Genomic DNA, 25,142 nt, shown 5'->3' on the forward strand with positions numbered 1-25,142 from the left:
AGAAATGAAAAGGCAACTATTTGTTTTTCGGATTTGTCTCTGGCGGTGTTTCTAATAATTTAAGCGCATGGTCTTTTTGTATAATAAATTCATCGATATAATTTTTAGGTATATTTGCCGCCGGTGGAAATTTAAGTTTCATAAAATTTACAAACCTGCCGTTCTGAGTGATGCGAAAATCCAGATGAGGCCCCGTAGAAAGACCTGTAGAACCCACATAACCGATAACCTGCCCCTGCCCCACCCGGGCTCCTGAGCTTATTCTTTTTCCAAATCTTGAAAGATGCCCGTATAGGGTTGTATATGTTGAGTTATGCCTAATAATAATCATTTTACCGAACCCGCCTTTCCATCCGGCGAAGGTAACAGTTCCTTCACCTATTGTTACAATAGGTGTTCCTGTAGCAGCAGAATAATCAATGCCCAAATGCGACCTAAAAATCCTTAGAATCGGATGAAACCTTTTTGTAGAGAAAAATGAAGAGATTCTTCTGAAGTTTACCGGCGCTTTTAAAAATAATTTTTTCAGCGAACCGCCCTCCGGTGTAAAGTAATCTGTGAATTTTTTGTCCTTGCTTTCGAAATAAACCGCTTTATGCAGGCCAATTTGCCGGCCATTATAGCTAGCAGACAAAATCTTTCCTTCTCGGACAACGCCGTTGCTGTACTTGTAGGTTTCATAGGCAAGTTTAAACGTGTCGCCCTGCCTCAAGTCGCTGAAAAAGTCAATTTGCCAGGAAAAAATATCAGCGAATTTCATAATAAGCTCAGGCGGGTTACCCGCTTTTATCATTGCTTCGTAAAGGCTGGTTTGGATAGTGCCGGAAAATGTTTTAATCTCCAGCGTTGAAGAGACCGCATTTTTTTTACAGTAAAAAATATTGCTGGATGATTTTTCTATGGAACAGTATTCTATCGGATTAGTCCAGTAATTGAACCTGTTGACCGTGCCGAACGTTGTTTTATAAATTTCGTAAACCTGCCCGGGCTGAATTCCACGGATATCAAAATTTGAATTGAGCGTGTTTATGAGGTTTCTGGTTTCTCCCGGAATTATTCCTTCCTGGTCCATGAGGATTTCCTTAAGGGTATCGCCCGTCTGGATAGTCCCTGATGAAAGCACAATCACCGGTTTAGAATTAAAATAACCGCCCCTGTTTAAAAAGAAAATAATAAAAACAATCAAAAGGGCCAGCGCTGAAATCAAAATGTTGTTTTTTTTCATTTGGATATGTATTCCTTTAAATACTGGCCCGTATAGGACTTCTTGTTTTTAACAATGTCTTCCGGCGTGCCTTCGGCTGTTATTTCTCCGCCGGCATTTCCTCCGTCCGGGCCCAGGTCGATTATCCAGTCTGCGGTTTTTATCACTTCCAAGTTGTGTTCTATTATAACAACCGTATTTTTTAAGTCAGCCAATTTATGCAAAACGTTAAGAAGTTTTTCAACATCCGCGAAATGCAGGCCCGTCGTAGGTTCATCGAGTATGTAGAGCGTTTTCCCTGTTGCCCTTTTGGATAGTTCGGTTGCGAGTTTCACCCTTTGGGCTTCTCCTCCGGATAAAGCGGGTGCTGATTGCCCGATTTTTATATAGCCCAGGCCTACATCGTTTAAAGTCTGCAGTGTGCGCGCAATCTGTGGGATGTTTTTGAAAAAGCCTAAAGCTTCTTCAACGGGCATATCCAGGAGTTCCGCAATATTTTTTCCTTTGAAACGGACCCGAAGGGTTTCTTCATTAAACCTGGCGCCTTTACAGACTTCGCATTTTACATAAACGTCAGGCAGGAACTGCATTTCTATTTTTATTGTGCCGTCGCCCTGGCAATTTTCGCACCTGCCGCCCTTTACGTTGAAACTGAACCTGCCGGGCCCGAAACCTCTTCTTTTCGCTTCGGGAAGCCGGGAAAAAATATCCCGGATAGGCCCGAAAACTCCGGTATAAGTTGCGGCATTGGACCTTGGAGTCCTGCCTATGGGGGACTGGTCAACAATTATTATTTTGTCAATATTTTCCGTCCCTTTGATTGAATTAAATTTTCCGGGAGCTTCTTTTGACTGGTAAAACTTCTGAGCCAGGGCTTTATATAAAATTTCATAGACTAGCGTGGATTTTCCCGAACCGGAAACGCCGGTTATGCAGGTTAATAATCCGATGGGGATTGAAACATCAATATGCTTCAGGTTAAATTGGGAGGCTCCGGTAATTTTAATAGCTTTTCCCGATGGGTTCCTGCGTTCTTTCGGTACGGATATCCGGAGCTTTCCGTTCAAATACTGTCCAGTCAGGGATTCTTTTTCTTTTAATATTGTTTCCAGTGGCCCGTTTGCAATTACTTTGCCGCCGTGAATGCCGGCGCCCGGCCCCAGGTCTACAATCCAATCGCTTGCTTCAATTGTATCTTTATCGTGTTCAACAACTATCAGCGTGTTGCCCAGATCCCTCAATTTTAAAAGTGTATCCAGTAATCTTTTATTATCTTTCTGGTGCAAGCCGATAGTGGGTTCGTCAAGCACGTACAGAACGCCCGTTAATCCGGAGCCAATCCGGGTAGCCAGGTGAATTCTTTGGGCCTCGCCGCCGGCAAGTGTCTGGGTTTCCCTTTCAAGAGTAATATAATTCAAACCCACATCAATAAGGAATTTCAGCCGCTGGTTAATTTCCTTGAATATTTGTTTTGCGATGACTTTTTCTTTTTCGGATAATTCCAGTTTGGAGAAAAATTCCGCTGCCTTGTCGATTGACATGCTTGATATTTCAGCGATGGATTTGTTGGAAATGGTTATTCCGAGAGTTTCCTTTTTTAGCCTTGTGCCGCGGCAAAGAGGGCAGATTTTACGCGTTATGTATTTGTTGTATATTTCTTCTTTGACATAATCTGATTCCGTTTCCTTGTATCTCCTGCTAAGGTTGGTTATGACGCCTTCAAATTCGTCCTGTCCGTAGAAAATAAGTTTTTTTTGTTCCTGGGTAAGAGTTTTAAATGGTTTATTTACCGGTATATGATTTTTTCTGCACAAATCTGAAAGCATTCCTTCATAATAGCCCTCCCAGGAGGATTTCCACCGGTGAGTGCGGGTTGTAATCGGGTTAGACCAGGGCCTTATAGCGCCCTGGTCGATAGAAAGGGCCGGGTCAGGAATAACAAGCGCTGGGTCAACCTCAAATTTTGTTCCCAGCCCGTCGCATTCCGGGCAGGCGCCGAAGGGAGAATTGAAGGAAAAGGTTCTTGGTTCTATTTCGGGAATACTGATTGCGCATTCCGGGCAGGCGTGATGCTCGCTGAATATTTTCTCGGTGTTTCCGATTATTGCCTTGAGCAGACCGCGTGATTCTTTAAGCGCAGTTTCAACGGAATCAGACAAACGTTCACGGACGTTGTCTGCTATAGTGATCCTGTCTACGACAACATCAATTTCATGTTTTTTATAGCGGTCTAATTGGATGTTTTCTTCCAGGTCATAAGTTTTGCCGTCAACTCTTACCCGCACATAGCCGTTTGACTGCAATCTGTTAAAAAGTTCCGAATAGGTCCCGGTTCTTCCTTTTACCAGGGGCGCCAGGATTTGAATTTTTGTATCATTCGGCAGGCCGCTTAATTCGTCGATAATTTGCTGCGATGATTGAGGCAGGATCTTTTTGCCACATTGGGGGCAGTGAGGAATGCCGATTCTTGCATATAGAAGGCGTAAATAATCGTAAATTTCCGTTACGGTGCCGACCGTTGAACGCGGGTTATGGCTTGGAGTTCTTTGCTGGATAGCGATAGCGGGGGAAAGGCCTGAAATGTAATCCACATCGGGTTTTTCCATCAGATCCAGAAATTGGCGCGCGTAGGTTGAAAGGGATTCTATGTACCTGCGCTGGCCTTCAGCGTAAATTGTATCAAAAGCCAGGCTGGATTTTCCAGAGCCTGATAAACCTGTTATTACGACAAGTTTATCGCGCGGAATTTCCAGGTGGATGTTTTTTAGGTTGTGTTCCCTTGCTCCGCGGATGACTATTTTATCCATGACTGTATATATAGCAAATTATTATTTTTTTGACAAAAATACATTTTTAACATATCATTTTTTGACTTAAACGGCTGATTTAGATATAATGGACAATCATGGAACTGGAAAAAGTTTATAATCCTAAAGAAACCGAAGCCAAATGGTATAAATTCTGGGAAGAAAAGAAATATTTTGAAGCGCGCGTAAACCCTTCCAAAAAACCATTTGTAATGGTCATCCCTCCGCCAAATATCACCGGAATCCTTCACATGGGGCACGTCCTGAACAATACCCTGCAGGATATTCTTGCAAGATATAAAAGAATGGACGGGTTCGAAACCTGCTGGATCCCCGGAACCGACCACGCAGGAATAGCCACCCAGAACGTTGTTGAAAAAAAACTCGCCAAAGAGAAAATATTCAGAAGAGACCTGGGCCGCGAAAAATTTATCGAGTACGTCTGGAAATGGAAAGAAGAATACGGCGGTACGATAATCAGGCAATTAAGATATTTAGGGTGTTCCTGCGACTGGCATAGAGAGCGTTTCACACTTGACGAAGGGCTTTCAGAAGCAGTTCGGGAAGTTTTCGTAAAACTTTATGATAAGGGGCTGATTTACAAAGGCAAATATATAGTAAATTGGTGCCCGAGATGCGGTACGGCCCTCAGCGACGATGAAGTTGACCATAGAGACCATGATGGAAACCTGTGGTATATAAAATATCCGATAAAAGATTCAGATGCTTATGTGGTTGTTGCAACAACCAGGCCGGAAACCATGCTTGGCGATGTAGCTATAGCCGTAAGCCCGTCTGACGAAAGATATAAACAGCTTATCGGGAAAACTGCGATTTTGCCTTTGGTAAACAGGGAAATCCCGATAATAGCTGATGCATTTGTAGATAAAGCATTCGGCACAGGCATGGTTAAAGTAACACCTGCTCACGACCCTAACGACTATCAAGTAGGGTTGAGGCACAACCTGGAAAGAATAGTAGTTTTTGATACTGCCGCAAAAATGAACGAAAATGTGCCGGAAGAGTACCGGTGCCTTGACCGTTTTGAATGCCGTAAAAAAATTGTTGAAGATTTAACCGCAAAAGATTTGATTTTAAAGATAGAAAAGCATAAAAACGCAGTAGGGCATTGCTATAGATGCGATACTATGATTGAGCCCTATCTATCTGACCAGTGGTTTGTGAAGATGAAGCCTCTGGCAGAAAAAGCGCTTAAAGTCGTGCTTGACGGTAAAATAGAATTTTATCCGGAAAGATGGACAAAGGTTTACCAGCACTGGATGGAGAATATAAATGATTGGTGTATCTCCAGGCAGTTGTGGTGGGGCCATAGGATTCCGGTCTATTATTGTAAAAATACAAACTGCCCTCCGATAGTTTCAACAAAAAAACCAGATAAGTGCCCAAAATGCGGCGGAACTGAAATAGAACAAGACCCAGATGTGTTAGATACCTGGTTTTCTTCCTGGTTATGGCCGTTTTCAACTCTCGGCTGGCCCAAAGAAAGCGCAGACCTGCGATACTTTTATCCGACAACAACACTTATAACCGCGGCTGACATTATATTTTTCTGGGTAGCAAGGATGATTATGGCCGGCCTTGAATTTATGGGCGAAGTGCCTTTCAAGAAAGTTTATTTTAATAGCATGGTGAGAGACGCCCAGGGTAGAAAAATGAGCAAGTCTTTGGGAAATTCACCCGACCCTATTGATATTATCAATGAATACAGCGCCGATGCCTTAAGATTCACAATTACATACCTTTCTCCCATGGGTCAGGATATACTCTTTGCAAAAGAAAAATGTGAAATCGGCAGGAATTTCTGCAACAAAATCTGGAACGCCACAAGATTTATCCTTATGAATGTTGATAGTAATTTCAAATTTCAAATTTCAAATTTAGAATCCTCTCTGGCCCCTATGGATAAGTGGATTTTATCCGAATATAACACAACCATAGAAAAAACCTCAAAGTCTTTAGAAGAATTGAATTTTACCGCCGCGGCGCACACAATCCATGAGTTTTTCTGGTCAAAATATTGCGATTGGTATCTTGAATTCTCGAAGCCGCGTTTTGCCGACCCCGAACAGAAAAAAACCATACAGGCAGTTCTGTTGCATGTGCTGGCAGGTTCGCTGAAATTGATACATCCGGTCATGCCGTTTGTTACGGAAGAACTTTATCAAAAAATAAAAGAATTCATGCCGGAAAGTGAATCAGCTGAAAGCATCCTGCTGGCCCCCTGGCCGAAAAAAGACGCTAAACTAGAGAATCCGGATGCCGAAAATGAAATAGGTTTTATAATGGAAATAATTAACGGCATCAGGACTATCCGCGCAGACATGAATGTACAACCGCAAAAAACTTTTGAAATAGTGGTCAACAGCAAGGATACTAGCAAGGCTAGCAAGACCGGTATTTTGAATAAATACCTGCTTAACCTTACGCTGATGTGTAAGGTTAATAAAATTTCTTGCTCCGGCAATAAACCGAAACATTCAGCTTTCTTTGCTGCTGGAGATGTGGAAGTATTTGTGCTTCTTGAAGGAATAATTGATTTCGAGAAGGAAAAGGCGCGCCTCGACAAAAATATGCAGAAAATTGTGAACGACATAGCGAACCTTAACAGAAAATTAGCAGATGAAAAGTTTTTACAGCATGCGCCTGAAAAGGAGATAGAAAGATTGAAAGGTTTCCAACAGGAAAATGAAAGTAAATTAGCCAGTTTAAAAAAATATTTAGAAGCTTTGAATTAGGAGGTACGGGTTTGCGTCCAATAAAAGTTACACAAAATTATGTGAAATTCGGCGACGGTTCGTGTTTGTTCCAGATGGGTGATACAAAAATTTTATGTGTTGCAACAATCACTGAAGACAGGGTTCCTCCGCACTGCGAAGCCAAAGAAATAGGTTGGGTATCAGCTGAATATGCCATGCTTCCCCGCGCAGGAAAGGAACGTACCGCCAGGCAAAGAAGTATTGGTTCCGGCAGAACCCATGAGATACAGAGATTAATCGGCAGGTCTTTAAGGGCGATTGTCGACTTGTCAAAATTAGGCCGCAGGACAATCGTTATAGACTGTGATGTTATCCAGGCCGATGGCGGAACAAGGACCGCATCAATCAACGGGGCCTTTATTGCTCTCAGCCAGGCAATTCAGAAACTAATCGCAGAAAAAAAACTTTTTAACAATCCTATCAAGAGCTATATCGGAGCCATCAGCGTAGGAATGGTCAATAATAAAAAGATACTTGATATGTGCTGTACCGAAGATAACGCCGCGCAGGTTGACATGAACGTGGTAATGACAGACAAGAATGAGTACATAGAAGTTCAGTCCACCGCAGAGGGCAAAGTATTCACGGATAAAGACATGAAGGAAATGCTGGATCTCGCAAAAAATGGAATAAAAGAGATAGTAAAACACCAGAAAAAAATAATCAAACTATGAAGCTGGTAATAGCGACAGATAACAAAAATAAGCTCAGGGAAATAAAAGAAATTGCCGCTGTAATGAAAGTGCCGGGCAATATTGAGATTTTGTCCCTGGGGGATTTCCAAAATGCCCCGGAAGTTGTTGAAGATGGCTTAACTCTTGAAGAAAATGCAATAAAAAAAGCAAGAGAGATTTCAGAATTTACCGGCCTTATTGCCCTGGCTGATGACACCGGCCTTGAAGTGAATAAATTAAACGGCGAACCGGGGGTTTATTCCGCGCGTTTTGCCGGAGAACAATGCAGTTATGAGGATAATAATAAGAAGCTGCTGTCTCTGCTTAAAGATATTCCTGATAGCAAACGGACTGCAAGGTTTCGCTGTGTAATAGCTGTAGTTGTTCCAAACGGCAAAACTTATACTGTTGAAGGCGTTATGAAAGGGAAAATAGCGGCAAAAGCGCAAGGCGATAATGGGTTCGGCTATGACCCGATTTTTATCCCGGAAGGACAGAATAAAACCTTTTCTCAAATGTCATCGGAAGAAAAAAATAAAATCAGCCACCGCGGCGCGGCGCTAAGAAAGTCAAAAGAAATACTACTTGAAATATTGAGCAATAGTTCATATAATAAATAAATCCAATCTTCCAATCTTCTACAAGTGAGGAAAAAGATGAAAGCGTTTAAAATTATTGTAATTGTTTTTGTTGTGCTTGTTGGTTTAGTGGTTTTTGGAATGTGGCAGGCAGGAGTGTTCCAGAAGATTGAATTTAAAACGCAGGAAATTGGCCCCTTGAATATGGTTTATGCAGAGCATAAAGGGTCATATATGAAAATAACTGAAACGATAGCTTTAGTCGATAAATACCTAAAAGACAACAAATATGCAAGTATAGACTCTTTCGGAGAATATCTTAGCGATCCTAGTAAAGTTAAAGAAGCAGATTTATTAAGCAATGGCGGTATGTTGGTTCAGAAACCCGTTGTTAAATTACCGGAGCCGTTTAAATTCAAAAAGATTGACAAGCGTTTATATGTAACAGCCGTTTTTAAAGGCCATCCTGCAATGGGCGCATTTGTTGTGTATCCTAAAGCAATGCCTTGGATTACCCAAAATGGGTTTACTATTAACAGCGGTGTTATTGAAATATACAAGATGAATGGCAAAGATTGGGAAATAGAATATCTTTTCCCGGTAACAAAGAAATAATTAAATCGGGGTGTGGCTCAGTTGGCTTAGAGCATCCGGTTTGGGACCGGAGGGTCGTTGGTTCGAATCCAATCACCCCGATTTTTCCTTTTGGAATTATGAATTTTGAAAAAGTGTTCAAGTTATTGATATCAGAGTTTCAAAACAATAAGGTTGAATTTGCTCTAATAGGCGGACATGCTCTTTATTATTCCAAGGTAAGCAGAACTACCCTTGATATTGACTTTATGGTACTGCTTGATCAGTCAGATTTAGTAAACAATATCATGAAGAAATATGGATATAAGGTTCTTCAAAAAACTGAAAATGTAGCTAATTATTTGTCTGATTTTACCGATTTAGGCCAAGTTGATTTCTTATTTGCCCATAGAAAATATGCATTAAATATGCTCTCCAGGGCAAAATACAAAGATGTTTTTGGCCAACAAATAAAAGTCATAGGGCCTGAAGATATAATCGGTTTAAAAATACAGGCAATTTCAAATGATCCGCAAAGGTATCATCAGGATATAGCTGATATTGAGCAAGTAATTAAATGGAATAAAGAAAGTCTTAATTTTAAATTGGTAGAAGAATATTTTAAGTTATTTAATAGAGGCAAGGAATTAAAAGAAATAGTCAAGAGAATAAAATGAAACTTTCCGTGCAAGAAAAAAAGGAAATGTTGTGTGATGCTAAAAATAAAAAACGTAAATTGGAATTCAGGAAAGGCGTTGTTCCTGTTAAATTTAATACATTTGAAAAATACATATCATGGCTGGATGCTTTGCAATCATTTAACCCGATTAAACAAGAAAAGCGAATTGTAACTTATAAAAACGTAAAAATATAAAGGGAATATACACCATGGGGTATTAGAGAGGTATAAAATGCAGATCGCGGACCGAATCAGCAAGTTGGGCACAGAGCAGGCTTTTCACGTATTGGCAAGAGCAAAAGAGATGGAACGCAAAGGTATCAACATGGTCCATATGGAAATAGGCGATACCGATTTTGATACACCGACAGTTATTAAAAACGCCTGTAAAAAGGCTATTGATGAAAATAAAACACATTATCTCCCTTCCCAGGGATTACTTGAATTCAGGATTGAAATTGCAAAATATATAGCTAAAACCCGCGGCATACCTGTTGAACCGGAAGAAGTAGTTGTAACTCCCGGAGCAAAACCCATTATTTTTTATACTTTGCTCGCGACAATCAATGCAGGTGATGAAGTCCTTGTTCCGAACCCGGGATTCCCTACATACGAATCTGTCGTTAATTTTATTGATGCAAAACCGGTTCCGATCCCTTTAATAGCGGAAAAGAATTTTAATTTCGATTTGGATCTCCTTGAAAAACTTATAAACAAAAAAACTAAGTATATTATCGTCAATTCACCGCAGAACCCCACAGGAGGGATCCTGACCCATGAAAGTTTAGTCCGTATTGCCCAATTGGCTAAAGAACATGATTTATGGGTGCTTTCAGACGAAGTTTATGATAAATTTGTTTTTGAAGGAAAATTTGAAAGTATCAGTTCTCTCCCGAACATGAAAGAAAGAACGATTATTTTAAACGCTTTCACAAAGAGCTATTCTATGAGCGGCTGGCGCGTGGGTTACGGTGTAATGAACAAAGACCTGGCAAAAGTAGTCTCGAATCTTATCAACAACTCAATTTCCTGCTCTCCGAATTTTACTCAATGGGCGGGGATTGCAGCGCTTAAAGCCCCGGAAGCAATAGTCACAAAAATGCGCGGGGAATTAAAAAAACGCAGGGATGTTTTTGTAAAAGAAATCGTAAAATTGCCCAAAGTAAAATGCCATTGCCCTAAAGGCGGTATTTATTTATTTCTTGATATAAGGGAAACCGGTAAAACAAGCAAAGAAGTTTTTGAAATACTGTTTGAAGAAGGGCACGTCGCCACGCTTTCTGGCGCTGCTTTTGGAAAATACGGTGAAGGCTTTTTGAGATTGTCTTTCGGTTCCGCTCCGGTTCATAGAATAAAAGAAGCAGTAAAACGCATGCAGAGTGTATGGCATAAGATAGCCGAGTAAATGAAAAATATCAGGGCCTGTTTGGCCCAAATAAATACCACAGTAGGCGATCTTGCAGGCAATTCAGAGAAGATAATACAATATATAGATAAAGCCAGGGAACTTGGTTCCGATATTGTTGTTTTTCCTGAACTTGCTTTGAGCGGTTACCCGCCGGAAGATTTACTTCTTAAGCCGCATTTCATCAGTAAAAACAGGGAATACCTCGATAAAATCATTGAAAAAACAGAATCGATATTTGCAATAGTCAGTTTTCCTTACCGTGAAAAAGGCAAACTCTACAATGCTGCAGCTTTAATAAACAACAAAAAGCTTGTAAGTATTTATAAAAAAATATTTCTGCCGAATTACGGTGTTTTTGATGAACTGCGCTATTTTACCCCGGGTGATACCTGCCCGGTAATAAATTTTGGCAAAGGCAGGAAAATAGGGATCAATATCTGCGAAGATATCTGGCACAGCAACGGGCCGCAAAAAGCGCAGGCAGCTTCCGGGAAAGCCAGAATAATAATAAATATTTCAGCATCCCCTTACCATATTCAGAAATTGGACTTGCGCCAGAACGTTGTACGCCGGATTGCAAAAGAAAATAAAACCTTCGTTCTTTATTGTAATTGTGCCGGGGCTCAGGATGAACTGGTTTTTGATGGAGCGAGTATGGCATTTGACGATAAGGGCAAACTAATAGCCCGGGCAAAACAATTCGAGGAAGATCTTTTAACGGTTGATATAGATTGCGCAAAACCGTGCGGTAATAGAATTGAACGAAAGTTTTCTTTATTGGAAGAAGTTTATGCGGCTCTCGTGCTGGGGTTCAGCGATTATGTTAAAAAGAACGGTTTTAAAAAGATAGTTTTAGGGCTTAGCGGAGGCATAGATTCTGCGTTAGTTGCCGCTTTAGCTGTGGATGCATTGGGTAAAGACAATGTAGTCGCTTTAACCATGCCTTCGCAGTATTCTTCAAGCGGTACGCTGAATGATGCGAAAAAACTTGCTAAAAATTTAGGAATAAAATTATACGTTATTCCCATTAAAAAGCTCCACAAAGCGTATCTGGAAACATTTAGCGGGCCTTTTAAAGGCACAAAACCCAACATTACGGAAGAAAATATACAGGCGCGTATCAGGGGCAATATTCTTATGGCTTTTTCAAACAAGTTTGGCTGGCTTGTTGTTACTACCGGCAACAAGAGCGAGCTTAGCGTTGGATATTGCACGCTATACGGCGATACTGCCGGAGGGTTTGCACTTATCAAAGATGTACCGAAAACTCTTGTTTATAAATTGTCGCAATATAGGAATAAAAAAGAGGGGAAAGAACTTATCCCTATAAGCATTTTTGTGCGCCCGCCAACCGCAGAATTAAAGAAAAACCAGACTGACCAGGATACCCTGCCGCCTTACAGTGAATTAGATAAAATAATCGACGAATATGTTGAAAAGGACTATAGCCTGGACAGTATTGTAAGGAAAGGCATCAGGAAGGATACCGCAAAAAAAGTTATTTCGATGATTGACAGAAACGAATACAAAAGAAGGCAGTCCCCCCTGGGAATAAAGATCACGCCAAAGTCTTTCGGGCGCGACCGCCGCATGCCGATAACCAATAAGTTCTACGAGTAATTGACTTTTCCTTGCTAAACACCCCCAAATTTGATATAATGTAACTACCTTGAACAACCCAAAAGTAGATAAAACAAGCCTGTTTAATGAGCTTATTGCCTGGGATAGCATAATAGGCAAAAGAGTTCACCTTATTGCCTGCGGCAGTACGGCATTAACCTTTCTGGATATTAAAGAAACGACCACCGATATACATTTCATCGTTCCAAAATTTACCGAATACGATTATTTAACAAAAATTCTTCAACAACAAGGCTATGTATCAAACAAAAAAGGCGGGTTGAAGAGGGAATACGGTTTTAAGGTTGATTTTTACAGGGGAGATAAAACTGATACTATTGAACTGATGAATTCACCTCTCGATAGAGATTGGCATATCCCGCTTAAGCAATATAAATATATGTACGTAGGCGTGCTTAATTATTACGATATCATAATCAGCAAATTATTCAGGGCTAAGTCAGACGACCTTCGTGATTGTTTGATGCTGGTAAAATTAAGGCAGGACGAAATAGATATAGATATACTTAAAAAACTTTTCCTTCAGACTATTGCTGGAAACGCTAATGGCAAAAAAGTCAGCAAACACCTCGATTCATTTTTAAGGATGCTTAAAAGGGAGAAACTCTATACCCCTGAAACAGAAGCGAAAATGAAATCCCCGCCAGTAAAGACAAAACACTAATAACCGCCAGATAAATAATCAATATTTTCAGCCCGAATTCTTTTTTAACAACCAAAATAGTTCCGTAAGAAGTTATCGGCCCGGCAAGCGATAATACCATTCCTGCTACTTACGGAGTTTCAAAAAAGTTTCCAATAATACCGATCACAAAACCCATAAGTTTCCAGGTAATCAGAATATTGGATGTTCCTTTTATTTCTTTTTATTCTTATAAATGGGGGACATGGCGCGCAATTTTTTAACAATACCCGGAAGAGTTTCCACGATATAGTCTATTTCTTCTTCCGTATTATTCAGGCCTAAAGAAAACCTCAGCGAGCCTTGTGCTTTTACCGGATCCACTCCCATAGCGCTTAAAACATGAGAGGGTTCCATGCTTCCGCTGGTGCAGGCTGACCCGGCTGACGCCGCGATGCCTTTTAAATCAAGGTTAAGAAGCATAGACTCGCCTTCGATAAATTCAAAAGATACGTTTAAAGTATTCGGCAGGCATTTTTCCGGAAGCCCGTTGAGATTGACATGTTCAATCTTTTCAGAAATACCCTTCCAAAGTTTATTCCGCAATTTCGCAAGATGTTTTGCTTCTTTTTCAAGGGTTTTTTTTGCGATTTCACAGGCTTTACCCAAAGCGACTATACCCGGGATATTTTCAGTTCCGGCCCGCATGTTTTTTTCGTGGTGGCCGCCGTGTAATAGAGGCTGCATTTTTGTTCCCTTGCGGATATATAACGCTCCTATGCCTTTCGGGCCGTTAATTTTATGCGCGGAAAGAGATAGCAAATCTACCTCTAGCTGTTTGAGGTCTATAGGTAATTTGCCCACTGCCTGTACTGCATCTGTATGAAAAACAACATTAGGCCGGCTGATTTTTGAGCGTTCATTATTAACAGATTGAATTATTTTACAAATATCTTCAATCGGCTGAATGGCGCCTGTTTCGTTGTTTGCAAACATTATTGTTACCAGTATTGTATTAGCCGTAATCGTTTTTTCAAGTTCACCTAATTTAACAATACCATATTTATCAACAGGCAGGTAAGTAACCTTGAGGCCTTCTTCAAGATATTTGCATGTGTTTAACACTGCATGGTGTTCTATCTGTGAAGTTACTATATGACTGCAGTCCTGTCTTAAAGCAGACACCGCCCCTTTTATAGCTAAATTGTCTGATTCGGTTCCGCCGGAAGTGAAGAATATTTCTGCGGTTTCAGCATTAAATAAGGATGCTACCTGTTCCCGGGCATTTTCCAAAGTATTGTGCGCCTGTTGTCCAAACCAGTGGATACTGGAAGGGTTGCCAAAATTTTCTTTCAAAAATGGCAACATCTCTCGTAAAACTTCGGGGTGAACCGGTGTGGTTGCGTTGTGGTCTATGTAAATACGTTTCATATGCCTATTTTACCAAATTAAAGGCTGTTTTGAAATATTGGTTCATAAGTAATTGGGTAATTTTACCCGGCTTCCCAATATAAAAGCCGCCTATCTTTTTTATCGGAATTATTCCAATCTTTGAATTTGTAATAAATACTTCATCCGCATTGAGTAATTCAGTTTTTAAAATATTCTTCTCAACTAATTTCAAATTCAAAATTTTACATAAATCTTTAATAACTTCCCTTATTATTCCCGGAAGAATGGGAAAGGGCTCTAAGGCCGGGGTATAGACTGTTTTGCCCTTCACGACAAATATATTGGCTGACGCGCATTCGGTTAAGTATTTTCCTGATGGATCCGTATATAAAGAATTAAAGCATTTCATTTTAAGGGCTTTTGTTTTTTCATTCAGGTTTTCAAGGTAACTCAGCGTTTTATATTTAGGCAGAAAAGAATAATTATTGGTTCTGTAAGAAGAAATAGCCAAATCTGCGCCTTTTGAATAAAATGTTCCAGGGATAGGGTCTAATTTTTTCATAAATATGAAAAGTGTCGGTTTTTCTGTGCCGGCGCTGAGCGTGATCCTGATATAAGCATTGTTTAAATTATTAGCTTCAAGCAATTTAAACAAAATACCGGTTAAGTCTTTCAGGGAAAGCTTAAAAGGGATTCGCAATTCTTTTGCGCTTCTTTTTAACCTTTTGTAATGCTTGTCAACAAAAGGAATGGACTTGTTATAGGAACGAAGAGTTTCAAATACTCCTGACCCGAAGAGAAACCCTTTGTCTAAAGGTGATATTTTTGCTTCATTTAAATCAGTAATTTTACCATTTAAATAAACTGTCATAGAACCTCCAGAAAAGTTTTTACTTTGTAAAGTGTCTCTTCGTATTCCTGCTGCGGGTTTGAATCATAGGTTATGCCGCTGCCTGAATTAAAATACAATTTCCCTTTATCAGTATATATAGTCCTTATCGCAATATTGAAATCAGTAATCCTATTGAACCCAAAATAGCCTATAGCTCCGCAGTAAACATTTCTTTTAGTCTTTTCAAGTTCTGATATTATTTCCATAGACCTGATTTTTGGCGTGCCGGTTATCGAGCCACCGGGAAAACAGGCTTTTAAGCAGTCCAAATGAGTTTCATTTTTATGAAGCTTGCCCCTAATTGTCGAAACCAGATGGAATACTGTCGAATATTTTTCTATTTCCCGCAGTTTTTCTACCTTTACGGAGCCATAATTGCAGACCCTGCCCAAGTCGTTTCTTTCCAGGTCGGTTATCATAAGTAATTCCGCAAGATTTTTCTTGCTGGATAAAAGTTCTTTGGCGAGCCTTCGGTCTTCCTTCGGCGAATTGCCTCTTGGCACTGTCCCTTTAATGGGTCTTGTTTCAACATCGTTTTTATGAATCCTTAAGAACCTTTCCATTGAAAAAGAGAGTATTTCTTTGTCATTAAATTTTATATAGGAGCCAAAAGGAACTTTATTCTTTTGCCTGATTATTTTATAAAGCGAATACGGATTAATTGTTGACTTTGTGCGGAATTGCTGTGAAAGGTTCACCTGGTATACATCGCCCTGCTCAATGTATCTTTTGATTTTGTTTATCGCGGCAAAATATTGAGATTTAGTAAAGTTTGAAAATATTTTTGATCTGTGTCTTTGGTAAAGAACATCGTTTTCAGGGTTTGTCTTTTTGTATGACTGGATTTTATCCAGAAAGTAATTCAGCCGTTTTGTGCTTCTTTCTTTTGCTTTAGTTTTATTCGTCTCAGGCAGGCCCGTAGAAACTATATATGCCTGTTTCTTAAAATGGTCGTAAATTATAGAACAGTCGTAAAATCCAAATTCCAAAACGGATTCATAAGAAACGTACCCGGCCGCAGCGCCCAAAGGGAAATAGCAGTTTTTGGCTGATATTTTGTATCGATTCAATAAAATACCTAATTTATTAAAGGCATCCTTTTTTTTTGAACATAATTTCAGGAAAGGATCTGCGAAAATCAAAGTATACCTGCTGAATTTGGAACTGGGGTCATTGCTGTCTAAAAAAATGGCATTTTTTTCTTCTTTTAAAGCCTCAAATAGCTCAATAGCAGTAAGGTTCGTCAGGATTTTTTTAATAATCAAAGTTGTTTTTTATCTCCAATTATGATATTTTATTAAAACATAATAATAGTATATTTGCAAATCAAATACCTAAATGTTTAAAATTGGGGGGTGCGCCTTCAAATTAGAAGTCCATATTATAATTTCAATTGCAGTAAGCAGCGTTGCATACTTGGTCTTCAAATCATATGAAGTAGCCATTAGCGTTTTATTGGCCGGCATATTTATTGATTTAGACCATTTATTTGACTATTTCATGGATGTTAAAAAAATCACGTTTGGTTTTAGTGATTTTTTTTACAGGTTAAATGAAGCCAGGTTAAAAAAAGTCTATGTTCTTTTGCATTCATATGAAGTCCTGGCAGTGTTTACATTTATTGTAATTAAATTAAAGACGCCGATTTTACTGGGAGCGTATATAGGCGTATTAACGCACTTTATGGCTGATATTATGTGTTGGCGGGCGTATTTTTATTCCTATTCTCTTATTTACCGCGCCAGCGTGAGATTTGATACGAAAAAAATCTTTAACCTCGCAGGCGAGTAAAAATTATGGCTAATCCAAATATCAAAATTATAGGCGGCGAGTTTTCAGGCCAGCAGTTAACAAAAATCCCGGGGCACCTGGAATTGCGCCCCATTCTTGCCCAAATTAAGAAATCGGTGTTTGATATCCTGACGCCGAGGCTTCCGGACTGCGCTTTTCTGGATTTATTCGCAGGAACGGGGTCCGTCGGTATTGAAGCTCTTTCAAGAGGGGCGAAACATGCTGTATTTGTAGAGTCTTCTTCTGATTCGATAAAAATGATAAATAATAACCTCGAAAAAATTAAAATAAAGGAATGTGCCGGCGTTTACCAAAGAGATGTTACTTACAGTTTGCAGTGGCTGTCAGCTATGTTAAAAGAGAAATACTTTGACATTATATTCCAGGGCCCTCCCTACAAAGCTTATTTGGTAAACCAGGTGCTTAAAAATATCAAGGAAGCGAACTTGCTGAAAGAAGGCGGTGTAATAGTAGCTCAGCATCACCAGACAGAAAAAATTGACCCTGCTTTTTTTAATATTTTCAGGAAAGAAAAATACGGCGATACAATAGTAACATTTTTAAGACAAACGGAGAATATATGAGCAAAATTATTGTGATAAAGTACGGCGGGAACGCGACACAGGATAAAGCCTCGGCAAAAAAAATATTGAAGGATATTGTTTCAATAAACAAAAATAATCCGGTCCTGCTGGTTCACGGGGGCGGCCCGCAGATCAGCAAAATGATGAACGAATCAGGAATCAAGCCAATGTTTATAAACGGCTTGAGATATACGGATATTAAAACGATGCAGATAGTCGAAAAAGCGCTGAAGGCTATTAACGATTCAATCGTCAGCCGCTTAAATAAGACGGGCGGTTTTGCTTTCGGAATATCCTGCAGGGAAGGTAATTTAATAACATCAAAACGCATAAAAAAATTAGGTTATGTCGGCAATATTGTAAAAATTGATACGAAGCTTCCGGTATTGCTGTTTGCGGCCGGAATTATACCGGTAATTATGCCCGTTTCTCAGGATTTCGGGCACACAGCCCTCAACCTTAACGCCGATACTGCCGCTACGCAATTAGCAGCGGCGCTTGAAGCCCAAAGGCTGGTATTTCTTACGGATGTGCCGGGTGTGAAAGGCCCTGATGGTAAAATTATTAAAATTGTAAGGGCTAAAAACATTGAAAAAATGATAAAGTCCGGTATTGTAACCGGCGGCATGATGCCTAAGCTCAGGGGCGCTGCTGCAGCTATTAAGAAGGGAATAAAGCAAGTTCAGATTACTGACGGTAAAAATGGGGTCAATGGTAAATCGGGAACGGTGATAATATGACGATAGTTAGTTTGGAAAAAAAATATATATTGCAGACCTATAAACGCCAGGACGTTGTGTTTGTCAGAGGCAAAGACAAATATCTATGGGATATAAATAGAAAAAAATATCTCGATTTCTTTACCGGCATAAGTGTCTGCAATATGGGCCACGGCCATAATAAAATTACCGCAGCAATAAAAAAACAATGTGAAAAACTGGTACATGTTTCAAATCATTATTATACAGGCCCGCAATCGAAGCTTGCCGAGTTAATAATAAACAAGAGTTTTAAAAAAGGTAAAGTATTTTTATCCAACTCTGGCGCCGAGGCTAATGAATGCGCCATAAAGCTTGCCAGAAGACATGGTAATCCCGAAGGGAAATATGAAATCATCAGTTTTAATAATTCTTTTCACGGCAGAACTATGGCGACATTATCCGCCACGGGCCAGAAAAAGTTCCACCAGTATTTTAATCCCTTTCTTTCCGGTTTCAAATTCGCAAAATTGAACAATATTTCATCTGTAAAAAAACTAATAAACAAAAGAACCTGCGCTGTTCTTATTGAACCTATCCAGGGAGAGGGCGGCGTTTGCGCTGCAAACAGGAAGTTTTTACAGGAATTAAGAGCTCTCTGCAATAAAAATAAATTGTTGCTTATATTTGATGAAATTCAGTGCGGTTTGGGCAGGACCGGCAGGCTTTTTGCATATCAGTATTATGGCGTTGAGCCGGATGTGATGACATTGGCTAAAAGCATTGCAAACGGATTGCCCCTTGGTATTACGGTTGTCAAAGATAAGTACAGCGATGTTTTAGCTTTCGGCGGCCATGGTTCAACTTTTGGGGGAAACCTGGTAAGCTGCGCGGCAGCGATCGAAACCTTAAATCTGATAAGCGGCAAAAAAGTGCTTGATAATGTTGTCAAAACCGGCGATTATTTTTATAAAAAACTAACAGGCCTAAAAAACAAGTATCCCGGAATAATAAAGGAAGCCCGCGGAGCCGGCCTGATGCTGGGGATTGAACTGGTAGCTGACAGCGGAGCCGGAATTGTAGAAAAATGCCTTAAAAAAGGATTAATTATAAACTGCACGCAAAGCAAAATCCTGCGATTTCTGCCGCCTTTCACAATTACCAAAAAAGACGTAGATTCTGCAATAAGAATTCTAAGTGAATGCCTTCGGTAAAATTATTGTGCTGTTTGGGTAGATTGCTGTTGTTCGAAGGATTGGGTTGTTGTTGAAGGCTCAACGTTTTGAACAGGCTGCTGAATTTGTTTTGCTGTTATTTTTTCTTTTGATATCGTTATTTCTACACGACGATTCTTCATCCTGCCGGTTCTTGTTGTATTAGGAGCAATAGGTTTTTGCGAACCCCATCCTTTTGCGCTCATTCTTTCAGCTCTCACGCCTTTTTTAACAAGGTAACTGTAAACATTCCAGGCCCGCGGGCTGGAAAGCTCTGTTTCAGATTTTGCTTCGGATATATCAGTATGGCCTTCAATTAAAACTTTATTATCAGGGTAATTTTTAATTGTTTCGATTGCTTTGTCCAAAGCCGCATAGGCTTCCGGTTTGAGCGAGGCCTTATTTCTGTCAAAAAGAACTTCTGAAGAGAGGGAAATTTTAAGCTCCTGGAATTCCTGTTTGAGTTTTTTTATTATTTCTTTCGGAGGAACTTTTACCGTAATAGGTGTTTCCGCGGTTGTTTTATTTCCGGCAACATCAAAAGCGGTTATTTGGGCTTTATATTCCCCGTTGGGTACAATCTCTGAATAAATGTCGTCTTTGCCGGACCAGGTTACGTCTCTTCGCACGATGCCGCCCAGGATAGTTTCTTCGGGTGATTTATAAGTTTTTATCGTTTTGTTTTTAGAGCTGATAATATTTAACTGCCAGCGCTCAATGGGATTTGTGTCCTGGATAATGAAGAAAAAAGTTGTTTCATCTGTTATTTTATCGTCGTTTGGTGTTATTACAGCCGTTGAGGCCGTGATAGAGAGCTGTGGGGATGTCAAATCTATCTGTAAAGGCTGGTGTTGTACCTGCCCGACTTTTCCGTCGGCATTGATAACCATTTCCACTTCGTAGTTGCCCTCGGGCGCGAATACGCCTAAATCAGTTTTACCGTCCCAATTGATAATTTTTGGCAGGGTCTCTTCTCCCGAAAAAGATTTTATAAGAGCATTGAATGAATTATAAATGTTGATATTCCACGATTTTATTTTTGTCAGGGGGGGGTGTTTGGGGCAGAAAAAATGTACTGTCTTTTATACCGTCATTGTTGGGTGAAAAGATTGCCGGGTCAATTTTAAGCAGCATGTCAAAAGTTTTAGGAGTTACAGACAAAGGAGCGAATTTTATAACGAAGGAAACACGGTGTGTGTCCCCTACTGCAGCAAACGGCTGGTAGGCATAATCAAACCCTATTCCATTAATATGTATGCCCAGGCCGGCCCTCAACCCTGACATAGAATCAAGCGCTTTTGTGTTTTTTTCATCAACAAAATATTTATAACCGAGCCGCAGTGCAAGGACATTAGCTCCCCAGTGTTCAATGCCGGCGCTATAGCTTGTCTGGCCGGATGCAGGCTGGTCGCCTTGCAGCACAAAATTTATCAGAGAGGATTGTTCAGGCATGTCCAGTTTTAAAGCAATTCCAACGCTTTGGGTTAAAGGCATTTTTTCTTTTATCAAAGAATTTGAAAAAGAGAACTCATTAACGCCTAAATTTCTTGCGGCATAGCCAAAAGAAAAAGCTCCATTTTCTGTCCGAAGGATAAAACCCGCGTCGCCGCATAAAATATTTGCGCTGTAATTTGTATCGAGAGTTTCGGTTACGGATTTTCCGGTTAACCCCAGGGAAAAAGTTTTTGAGGCCTTGATGCCGTAGGATATGCCCGCTGACATATCGGAAGCATTGAAAGTGTCTTTTAGCGACCCTTCTTCAAATCTTGTTATGGGTGTGCCGCCTAAATAGGTTCCGTTTAACGCGACAGTACCTGTGTGGGAGGGGTATAAGAATCCACCTGAACCGATATATGTATCTCCCAACCAATAAGAATAAGTCGCTTGAAATTCTGACCTGGTTATGAAGCCTAAGCCTGCAGGATTGTAATAGACAGCATTTAAATCATCTGCCAGGGGAGTAAAAGCTTCGCCCATGCCGGCCGAGCGCGCTCCCGGGGCAATATTGAGAAATTCCAGCCCTGTGGATTGTGCGTGCAGGTTTGAAAAACAGAAAACGATTAATGAAAATATTACCGAAATGAGTATTCTTTTTTTAGTTTTCATTTATTTTTTTGTTACTACAACTCTTCTGGTAATTCCTTTCGGGTCGGCAGCATCTAAATTAACGAAATAAATGCCTGAAGGAACCACTTCACCGGTTTCATTTTTACCGTCCCAAATTAAAGTGTATTCACGTTCTTTTAATGCCAGCTGGTCCCCTGCCAGAGTTTTCACAATCTGGCCTGAAAGGTTGAATATTTTAACTTTGACTCTTCTGTTGGTGTCTCTTATAATATATCTGAATTTGGTTATCTGTCCTTTAGAAGGGTTAAAAGGATTGTTATAGTCAACCTGCAAATCGTAACTATATCCCGATGCAAAGGTTAAACTGGAAATAATTGTTACAAATTTTGCCGGTGACGGAAAAGACGGAATAGGAATTGACGAGCCATCATCTTGATAAAGTATTAAGTTCCAGTAATACGTGGAATTGTAGGTTAATGCAGTCGTTGCACTATTGTCTGAGTTATATTTAAGTGTAGTCCGGAAGTTTCCAGCACCCAGATTCGCAGTATTTATTGAGTTTGTTGAAGCAGTGATTACCCAAATGGCGGAAGTAAACGGCAATGCATTTGCGGTGCTGACAGAAAGCGTAAAAGAGCTTATACAGACACTGCCGTTAGCCGTGAATTCCCAGGAAAAAACTGGCGGCCGGCCCTGAATAACAACTTCAAGGTTATCCTGAGCGCCGTCCACAACAAACAGGTAAGTCGAGATTGATATGGCCTGCAGCTGTGAAACCATGAATAGTATTGCGGATACAAGAAATGTTTTTTTTAGTATTTTCGGCAAGTCGTTACTCTGTTTTAAGGATTGTAACTATTTATTTTTTCCATTATTGCCCGCATATTTCCGCCATTAAAAATATCCTGGGCTGAAATAGCCGCGAAGTCTGTCATTTTAGATACCTTCGGTTTTTCTTCCGTTTTAAACCTGCTTAATACGAAATCTTTTGAATCAGAATATGTATTTGGCAAAGGCCCGATCCCAAGGCGAAGCCTGGGAAAATCATTTGTTCCTAATGCCGACACAATAGATTCTATGCCGTTGTGGCCGCCGCTTGATCCCTGGAGCCTGATTCTAAGTTTTCCTAAAGGCAGTGAAAAATCATCCGAGACAATTAAAATATTTTTTGGTTCAATCGCGTATTTTTTCATAACCTTCAGGACAGATGTCCCGGAAAGGTTCATGTAAGTCATAGGTTTTAAAAGATACAGTTTTTCTGGCTGCGCCAAAGGTGTTATCTCTGCTTCAAGAGATTTTGAAACCCTGAATTTCAGCCCCAGATTAGCAGCAATTTTATCTATAACAATAAAGCCAAGATTGTGCCGTGTAAATTCGTATTCTTGGCCCGGATTGCCTAATCCGACAATAAGCTCTATCATTTTTTCTCGGGCTTTGCTTCTGTTTTCGCCGGGTTACCCGCTGTTCCAGGTGTTGCTGGAGCTGTAGCGGCAGCTGCGCCATCTTCTTCCTTTTTACCTTTTGCAATTACTTCAGGTTCGGCCGGAGAAGCTGCAATAGCATCAGCCGCAGTCGGTTCTTCAGTCTTAGTAGGAGCGACAACGTGAACGATAATAGAGTTTTTGGTGCTTAAAATGGTAACGTTAGCCGGCGGTGTAATATCTTTCACTAATATGTTATGCCCAATGTTTAAGTTTGATACGTCAATATCGATGGATTTTGGTATATTTGTCGGCAAACACCTGATTTTCAGCTCTCTTAAAACGTGTTCAAGAATTCCTCCCTGCGATTTAACTCCATGGCATTCCCCTATGATGTGAACCGGTGCCTCAACTTCAATTTCTTTTTGAAGGGAAACAGCATGAAAATCTACATGCAGGAGTTTTTCAGATACTACGTGTTTCTGGATTTCCTTGATCAATACTGTTTTTGGCGACCCGTCAACTTTAAGGTTGATAAGCTGATTAAAACCAACCCTGAGAATTTTAGAAATTTCCTTTTCTTTCACAAAAAGGGAAATTGTTTTTTCGTCTGAGCCATAAAGTACAGCCGGAACAAGCCCGTCAATTCTTGATTTTTTCAACTGCCCTTTTGTTTTTGCTTCTCTTGTCTGTGATTCTAAAGTGATCTGGTCCATTTTTACCTCTCTCCTTTATACAAAAAGCGTACTTACGGATTCTTCGTTATGAATCCTTTTTATTGCATCTGCCAGTAATTTGTCGACCGATAATACGACTATTTTTTCAGATTTTCTTCTTAAAGGAATTGTGTCAGTTATTATGAGTTTTTCAATATCCGATTTCTCGATTCTTTCTATAGCGTTTCCGGAAAGGACGCCGTGAGAACAGGAGGCAAGCACTCTTTTGACTCCTTCTTTTTTTAAGGCAGTAGCCGCGTTGATCAAAGAACCGCCTGTATCTATAAGATCGTCGAGCATTATGGCTGTTTTGCCTTTAACGTCTCCGATAATGTGCATGATTGAGGACTGGTTTGGCGCGGACCTTCTTTTGTCAATGATTACCAGGTTTGCCTCAAGCCTTTTTGCAAAAGCTCTTGCGCGTTCAACGCCGCCGGCATCCGGGGAAACAACACATAAATATTCCTTGTCGCCCATAAATTTTTTATTTTTAAAATAATTCAAAAAAACCGGGTTTGCATACAAATGATCTACCGGAATATCAAAAAACCCCTGTATTTGGCCGGCATGCAGGTCCATTGCCAGAATTCGGTCGGCCCCGCTGGAAGTAATCAGGTTTGCCACCAATTTTGCCGTTATCGGCACCCTGGGTTCGGCTTTCCTATCCTGCCTGGCATAACCGTAGTAAGGTATGACCGGTGTAATTCTTCTGGCTGAAGCCCTCAATAAAGCGTCCATGATGATTAATAATTCCATTATGTGGTCGTTGACAGGCGGGCAGGTGGGCTGAATAATATAACAGTCCTTTCCACGGACATTTTCCTCGATTTTTACCCGGATTTCGCCGTCAGAAAAAGTATTGACAAAAATCTTGCCTAGGTTTATGCCAAGTTCTTTTGCAATAGCTTCAGCAAGTTCAGGGTTAGCATTGCCTGAGAAAATCCTTATTTCATTTTTCATAAAAATTCCCGGTTATTATTGGTTTCTTTTATTTAAACGAAAGGAAAACTAAGTACAAATTCTATTAAAAAAACAATTAAATGTCAAATTTGCCCGGTTCAACTGGGTATATTTGTACTGAAGCTAAGGTAGCTGAAGTACAAATTAGCCTTGTTTGACTTTAAAACATATTTTTAGTATATTTTAGTATATTTAATCAATTATTAAAAGTGTCGCATTTATGCCCACGTAGCTCAGTTGGTAGAGCAATCGCCTTGTAAGCGATAGGTCGTCAGTCCGAGTCTGACCGTGGGCTTTTTTTTAGAAACAGGACTGATAAAGGCCTAAAAGAAAATTTGAAAGAGCGGCAAGCGGCATTTTAGTTGATTTGTTTACTGCTGATGCATTGATGAATATTGGGCGGGGTTGCAATAGAAACAAAATCTTCACTAGACATTGAACGGG

The 25,142-nt window shown here is 40.1% G+C and carries 24 protein-coding genes and 2 tRNA genes; 15 read left to right on the forward strand and 11 right to left on the reverse strand.

Going from position 1 to position 25,142, the window contains the following annotated elements:
• Positions 1-16 precede the first annotated feature (16 nt).
• Both KKH91_00410 and uvrA read right to left on the reverse strand, forming a co-directional pair.
• The gene (locus KKH91_00410) at positions 17-1,225 is read right to left on the reverse strand and encodes a M23 family metallopeptidase (GenBank protein ID MBU0951279.1); all 1,209 of its coding nucleotides are present in this window, start codon (positions 1,223-1,225) and stop codon (positions 17-19) included.
• Positions 1,222-4,011, reverse strand: a complete 2,790-nt coding sequence (gene uvrA, locus KKH91_00415) for an excinuclease ABC subunit UvrA (protein ID MBU0951280.1) — start codon at positions 4,009-4,011, stop codon at positions 1,222-1,224. The genes KKH91_00410 and uvrA overlap by 4 nt, the downstream gene beginning before the upstream one ends.
• 98 nt (positions 4,012-4,109) lie before the next feature.
• Between uvrA and KKH91_00420 the strand changes: the two genes are divergently transcribed.
• The 10 genes from KKH91_00420 (at position 4,110) to KKH91_00465 (ending at position 13,005) form a co-directional block, all read left to right on the forward strand.
• Positions 4,110-6,767: a valine--tRNA ligase gene (locus tag KKH91_00420; protein MBU0951281.1), complete on the forward strand. Its 2,658-nt coding sequence runs from the start codon at positions 4,110-4,112 to the stop codon at positions 6,765-6,767.
• Positions 6,746-7,462: a ribonuclease PH gene (gene rph / locus KKH91_00425; GenBank protein MBU0951282.1), complete on the forward strand. Its 717-nt coding sequence runs from the start codon at positions 6,746-6,748 to the stop codon at positions 7,460-7,462. Before KKH91_00420 ends, rph begins: the two co-directional genes overlap by 22 nt.
• Positions 7,459-8,082 carry an XTP/dITP diphosphatase gene (locus KKH91_00430; GenBank protein MBU0951283.1) on the forward strand — a complete coding sequence of 208 codons (624 nt, stop codon included), beginning with the start codon at positions 7,459-7,461 and terminating at the stop codon, positions 8,080-8,082. Before rph ends, KKH91_00430 begins: the two co-directional genes overlap by 4 nt.
• A gap of 36 nt (positions 8,083-8,118) precedes the next feature.
• On the forward strand, positions 8,119-8,655 hold the full coding sequence (locus KKH91_00435; protein MBU0951284.1) for a GyrI-like domain-containing protein: 537 nt from the start codon (positions 8,119-8,121) through the stop codon (positions 8,653-8,655).
• Between the two features lie 6 nt (positions 8,656-8,661).
• Positions 8,662-8,736 (forward strand) — tRNA-Pro (locus KKH91_00440).
• A 17-nt stretch (positions 8,737-8,753) separates the two neighbouring features.
• A complete protein-coding gene (locus KKH91_00445) occupies positions 8,754-9,290 on the forward strand; it encodes a nucleotidyltransferase (GenBank protein ID MBU0951285.1) in 537 nt (178 codons plus the stop codon).
• Positions 9,287-9,487, forward strand: coding sequence for a hypothetical protein (locus KKH91_00450; protein ID MBU0951286.1), 201 nt, complete (start codon positions 9,287-9,289; stop codon positions 9,485-9,487). Before KKH91_00445 ends, KKH91_00450 begins: the two co-directional genes overlap by 4 nt.
• A gap of 37 nt (positions 9,488-9,524) precedes the next feature.
• Entirely contained in the window at positions 9,525-10,697 is a 1,173-nt protein-coding gene (locus tag KKH91_00455; protein ID MBU0951287.1) for a pyridoxal phosphate-dependent aminotransferase, read from the forward strand.
• Entirely contained in the window at positions 10,698-12,320 is a 1,623-nt protein-coding gene (locus tag KKH91_00460) for an NAD+ synthase (GenBank protein ID MBU0951288.1), read from the forward strand.
• A 49-nt stretch (positions 12,321-12,369) separates the two neighbouring features.
• Positions 12,370-13,005 carry a hypothetical protein gene (locus tag KKH91_00465; protein ID MBU0951289.1) on the forward strand — a complete coding sequence of 212 codons (636 nt, stop codon included), beginning with the start codon at positions 12,370-12,372 and terminating at the stop codon, positions 13,003-13,005.
• Positions 13,006-13,197: 192 nt separating this feature from the next.
• Here KKH91_00465 and nifS read toward each other — a convergent pair whose 3' ends face one another.
• From nifS to pabB, 3 genes are read right to left on the reverse strand one after another with little or no spacing between them, the layout of a single operon-like run.
• Positions 13,198-14,394 (reverse strand): cysteine desulfurase NifS, encoded by a 1,197-nt coding sequence (gene nifS, locus KKH91_00470; protein ID MBU0951290.1) that lies wholly within the window; start codon positions 14,392-14,394, stop codon positions 13,198-13,200.
• Positions 14,395-14,398: 4 nt separating this feature from the next.
• Positions 14,399-15,226 (reverse strand): aminotransferase class IV, encoded by an 828-nt coding sequence (locus KKH91_00475; GenBank protein MBU0951291.1) that lies wholly within the window; start codon positions 15,224-15,226, stop codon positions 14,399-14,401.
• The gene (pabB, locus tag KKH91_00480) at positions 15,223-16,512 is read right to left on the reverse strand and encodes an aminodeoxychorismate synthase component I (protein MBU0951292.1); all 1,290 of its coding nucleotides are present in this window, start codon (positions 16,510-16,512) and stop codon (positions 15,223-15,225) included. Before pabB ends, KKH91_00475 begins: the two co-directional genes overlap by 4 nt.
• 73 nt (positions 16,513-16,585) lie before the next feature.
• Between pabB and KKH91_00485 the strand changes: the two genes are divergently transcribed.
• The 4 genes from KKH91_00485 to KKH91_00500 are packed head-to-tail and all read left to right on the forward strand — an operon-like array spanning position 16,586 to position 19,534.
• Complete coding sequence (locus KKH91_00485) at positions 16,586-17,038, forward strand: hypothetical protein (protein ID MBU0951293.1); 453 nt, start codon at positions 16,586-16,588, stop codon at positions 17,036-17,038.
• A 5-nt stretch (positions 17,039-17,043) separates the two neighbouring features.
• Positions 17,044-17,622 (forward strand): 16S rRNA (guanine(966)-N(2))-methyltransferase RsmD, encoded by a 579-nt coding sequence (gene rsmD, locus KKH91_00490; protein MBU0951294.1) that lies wholly within the window; start codon positions 17,044-17,046, stop codon positions 17,620-17,622.
• A complete protein-coding gene (argB, locus tag KKH91_00495) occupies positions 17,619-18,362 on the forward strand; it encodes an acetylglutamate kinase (GenBank protein MBU0951295.1) in 744 nt (247 codons plus the stop codon). Before rsmD ends, argB begins: the two co-directional genes overlap by 4 nt.
• Entirely contained in the window at positions 18,359-19,534 is a 1,176-nt protein-coding gene (locus KKH91_00500) for an aspartate aminotransferase family protein (protein ID MBU0951296.1), read from the forward strand. Before argB ends, KKH91_00500 begins: the two co-directional genes overlap by 4 nt.
• Before the next feature lie 2 nt (positions 19,535-19,536).
• On the opposite strand, the gene KKH91_00505 is transcribed toward KKH91_00500, so the two are convergent.
• From KKH91_00505 to KKH91_00530, 6 genes are all read right to left on the reverse strand, one after another.
• Positions 19,537-20,424, reverse strand: a complete 888-nt coding sequence (locus tag KKH91_00505) for an OmpA family protein (GenBank protein ID MBU0951297.1) — start codon at positions 20,422-20,424, stop codon at positions 19,537-19,539.
• A gap of 118 nt (positions 20,425-20,542) precedes the next feature.
• Complete coding sequence (locus tag KKH91_00510) at positions 20,543-21,640, reverse strand: PorV/PorQ family protein (GenBank protein MBU0951298.1); 1,098 nt, start codon at positions 21,638-21,640, stop codon at positions 20,543-20,545.
• The gene (locus tag KKH91_00515) at positions 21,641-22,429 is read right to left on the reverse strand and encodes a hypothetical protein (GenBank protein ID MBU0951299.1); all 789 of its coding nucleotides are present in this window, start codon (positions 22,427-22,429) and stop codon (positions 21,641-21,643) included.
• A 14-nt stretch (positions 22,430-22,443) separates the two neighbouring features.
• A complete protein-coding gene (gene pth / locus KKH91_00520) occupies positions 22,444-23,022 on the reverse strand; it encodes an aminoacyl-tRNA hydrolase (protein MBU0951300.1) in 579 nt (192 codons plus the stop codon).
• The gene (locus KKH91_00525) at positions 23,019-23,738 is read right to left on the reverse strand and encodes a 50S ribosomal protein L25 (protein MBU0951301.1); all 720 of its coding nucleotides are present in this window, start codon (positions 23,736-23,738) and stop codon (positions 23,019-23,021) included. Before KKH91_00525 ends, pth begins: the two co-directional genes overlap by 4 nt.
• Positions 23,739-23,753: 15 nt before the next feature.
• Positions 23,754-24,698 (reverse strand): ribose-phosphate pyrophosphokinase, encoded by a 945-nt coding sequence (locus tag KKH91_00530; GenBank protein ID MBU0951302.1) that lies wholly within the window; start codon positions 24,696-24,698, stop codon positions 23,754-23,756.
• 222 nt (positions 24,699-24,920) lie between these two features.
• On the opposite strand from KKH91_00530, the gene KKH91_00535 reads away from it, so the two are divergent.
• Positions 24,921-24,993, forward strand: a tRNA-Thr gene (locus KKH91_00535).
• Positions 24,994-25,142: the final 149 nt, after the last annotated feature.

Source organism: Elusimicrobiota bacterium (genome assembly GCA_018816525.1).
Classification (GTDB): domain Bacteria; phylum Elusimicrobiota; class Endomicrobiia; order CG1-02-37-114; family XYA2-FULL-39-19; genus OXYB2-FULL-48-7.

What these genes read in the sequence shown, in the direction of transcription:
- KKH91_00475 (MBU0951291.1), bottom strand. Translation starts at nt 15,226, where the DNA reads ATGACAGTTTATTTAAATGGTAAAATTACTGATTTAAATGAAGCAAAA.
- KKH91_00510 (MBU0951298.1), bottom strand. Translation starts at nt 21,640, where the DNA reads ATGAAAACTAAAAAAAGAATACTCATTTCGGTAATATTTTCATTAATC.
- KKH91_00460 (MBU0951288.1), top strand. Translation starts at nt 10,698, where the DNA reads ATGAAAAATATCAGGGCCTGTTTGGCCCAAATAAATACCACAGTAGGC.
- KKH91_00445 (MBU0951285.1), top strand. Translation starts at nt 8,754, where the DNA reads ATGAATTTTGAAAAAGTGTTCAAGTTATTGATATCAGAGTTTCAAAAC.
- KKH91_00450 (MBU0951286.1), top strand. Translation starts at nt 9,287, where the DNA reads ATGAAACTTTCCGTGCAAGAAAAAAAGGAAATGTTGTGTGATGCTAAA.
- KKH91_00435 (MBU0951284.1), top strand. Translation starts at nt 8,119, where the DNA reads ATGAAAGCGTTTAAAATTATTGTAATTGTTTTTGTTGTGCTTGTTGGT.
- KKH91_00505 (MBU0951297.1), bottom strand. Translation starts at nt 20,424, where the DNA reads ATGGTTATCAATGCCGACGGAAAAGTCGGGCAGGTACAACACCAGCCT.
- KKH91_00420 (MBU0951281.1), top strand. Translation starts at nt 4,110, where the DNA reads ATGGAACTGGAAAAAGTTTATAATCCTAAAGAAACCGAAGCCAAATGG.
- KKH91_00530 (MBU0951302.1), bottom strand. Translation starts at nt 24,698, where the DNA reads ATGAAAAATGAAATAAGGATTTTCTCAGGCAATGCTAACCCTGAACTT.
- nifS (MBU0951290.1), bottom strand. Translation starts at nt 14,394, where the DNA reads ATGAAACGTATTTACATAGACCACAACGCAACCACACCGGTTCACCCC.
- uvrA (MBU0951280.1), bottom strand. Translation starts at nt 4,011, where the DNA reads ATGGATAAAATAGTCATCCGCGGAGCAAGGGAACACAACCTAAAAAAC.
- KKH91_00525 (MBU0951301.1), bottom strand. Translation starts at nt 23,738, where the DNA reads ATGGACCAGATCACTTTAGAATCACAGACAAGAGAAGCAAAAACAAAA.
- rsmD (MBU0951294.1), top strand. Translation starts at nt 17,044, where the DNA reads ATGGCTAATCCAAATATCAAAATTATAGGCGGCGAGTTTTCAGGCCAG.
- KKH91_00485 (MBU0951293.1), top strand. Translation starts at nt 16,586, where the DNA reads ATGTTTAAAATTGGGGGGTGCGCCTTCAAATTAGAAGTCCATATTATA.
- KKH91_00500 (MBU0951296.1), top strand. Translation starts at nt 18,359, where the DNA reads ATGACGATAGTTAGTTTGGAAAAAAAATATATATTGCAGACCTATAAA.
- argB (MBU0951295.1), top strand. Translation starts at nt 17,619, where the DNA reads ATGAGCAAAATTATTGTGATAAAGTACGGCGGGAACGCGACACAGGAT.
- pth (MBU0951300.1), bottom strand. Translation starts at nt 23,022, where the DNA reads ATGATAGAGCTTATTGTCGGATTAGGCAATCCGGGCCAAGAATACGAA.
- KKH91_00455 (MBU0951287.1), top strand. Translation starts at nt 9,525, where the DNA reads ATGCAGATCGCGGACCGAATCAGCAAGTTGGGCACAGAGCAGGCTTTT.
- KKH91_00430 (MBU0951283.1), top strand. Translation starts at nt 7,459, where the DNA reads ATGAAGCTGGTAATAGCGACAGATAACAAAAATAAGCTCAGGGAAATA.
- KKH91_00410 (MBU0951279.1), bottom strand. Translation starts at nt 1,225, where the DNA reads ATGAAAAAAAACAACATTTTGATTTCAGCGCTGGCCCTTTTGATTGTT.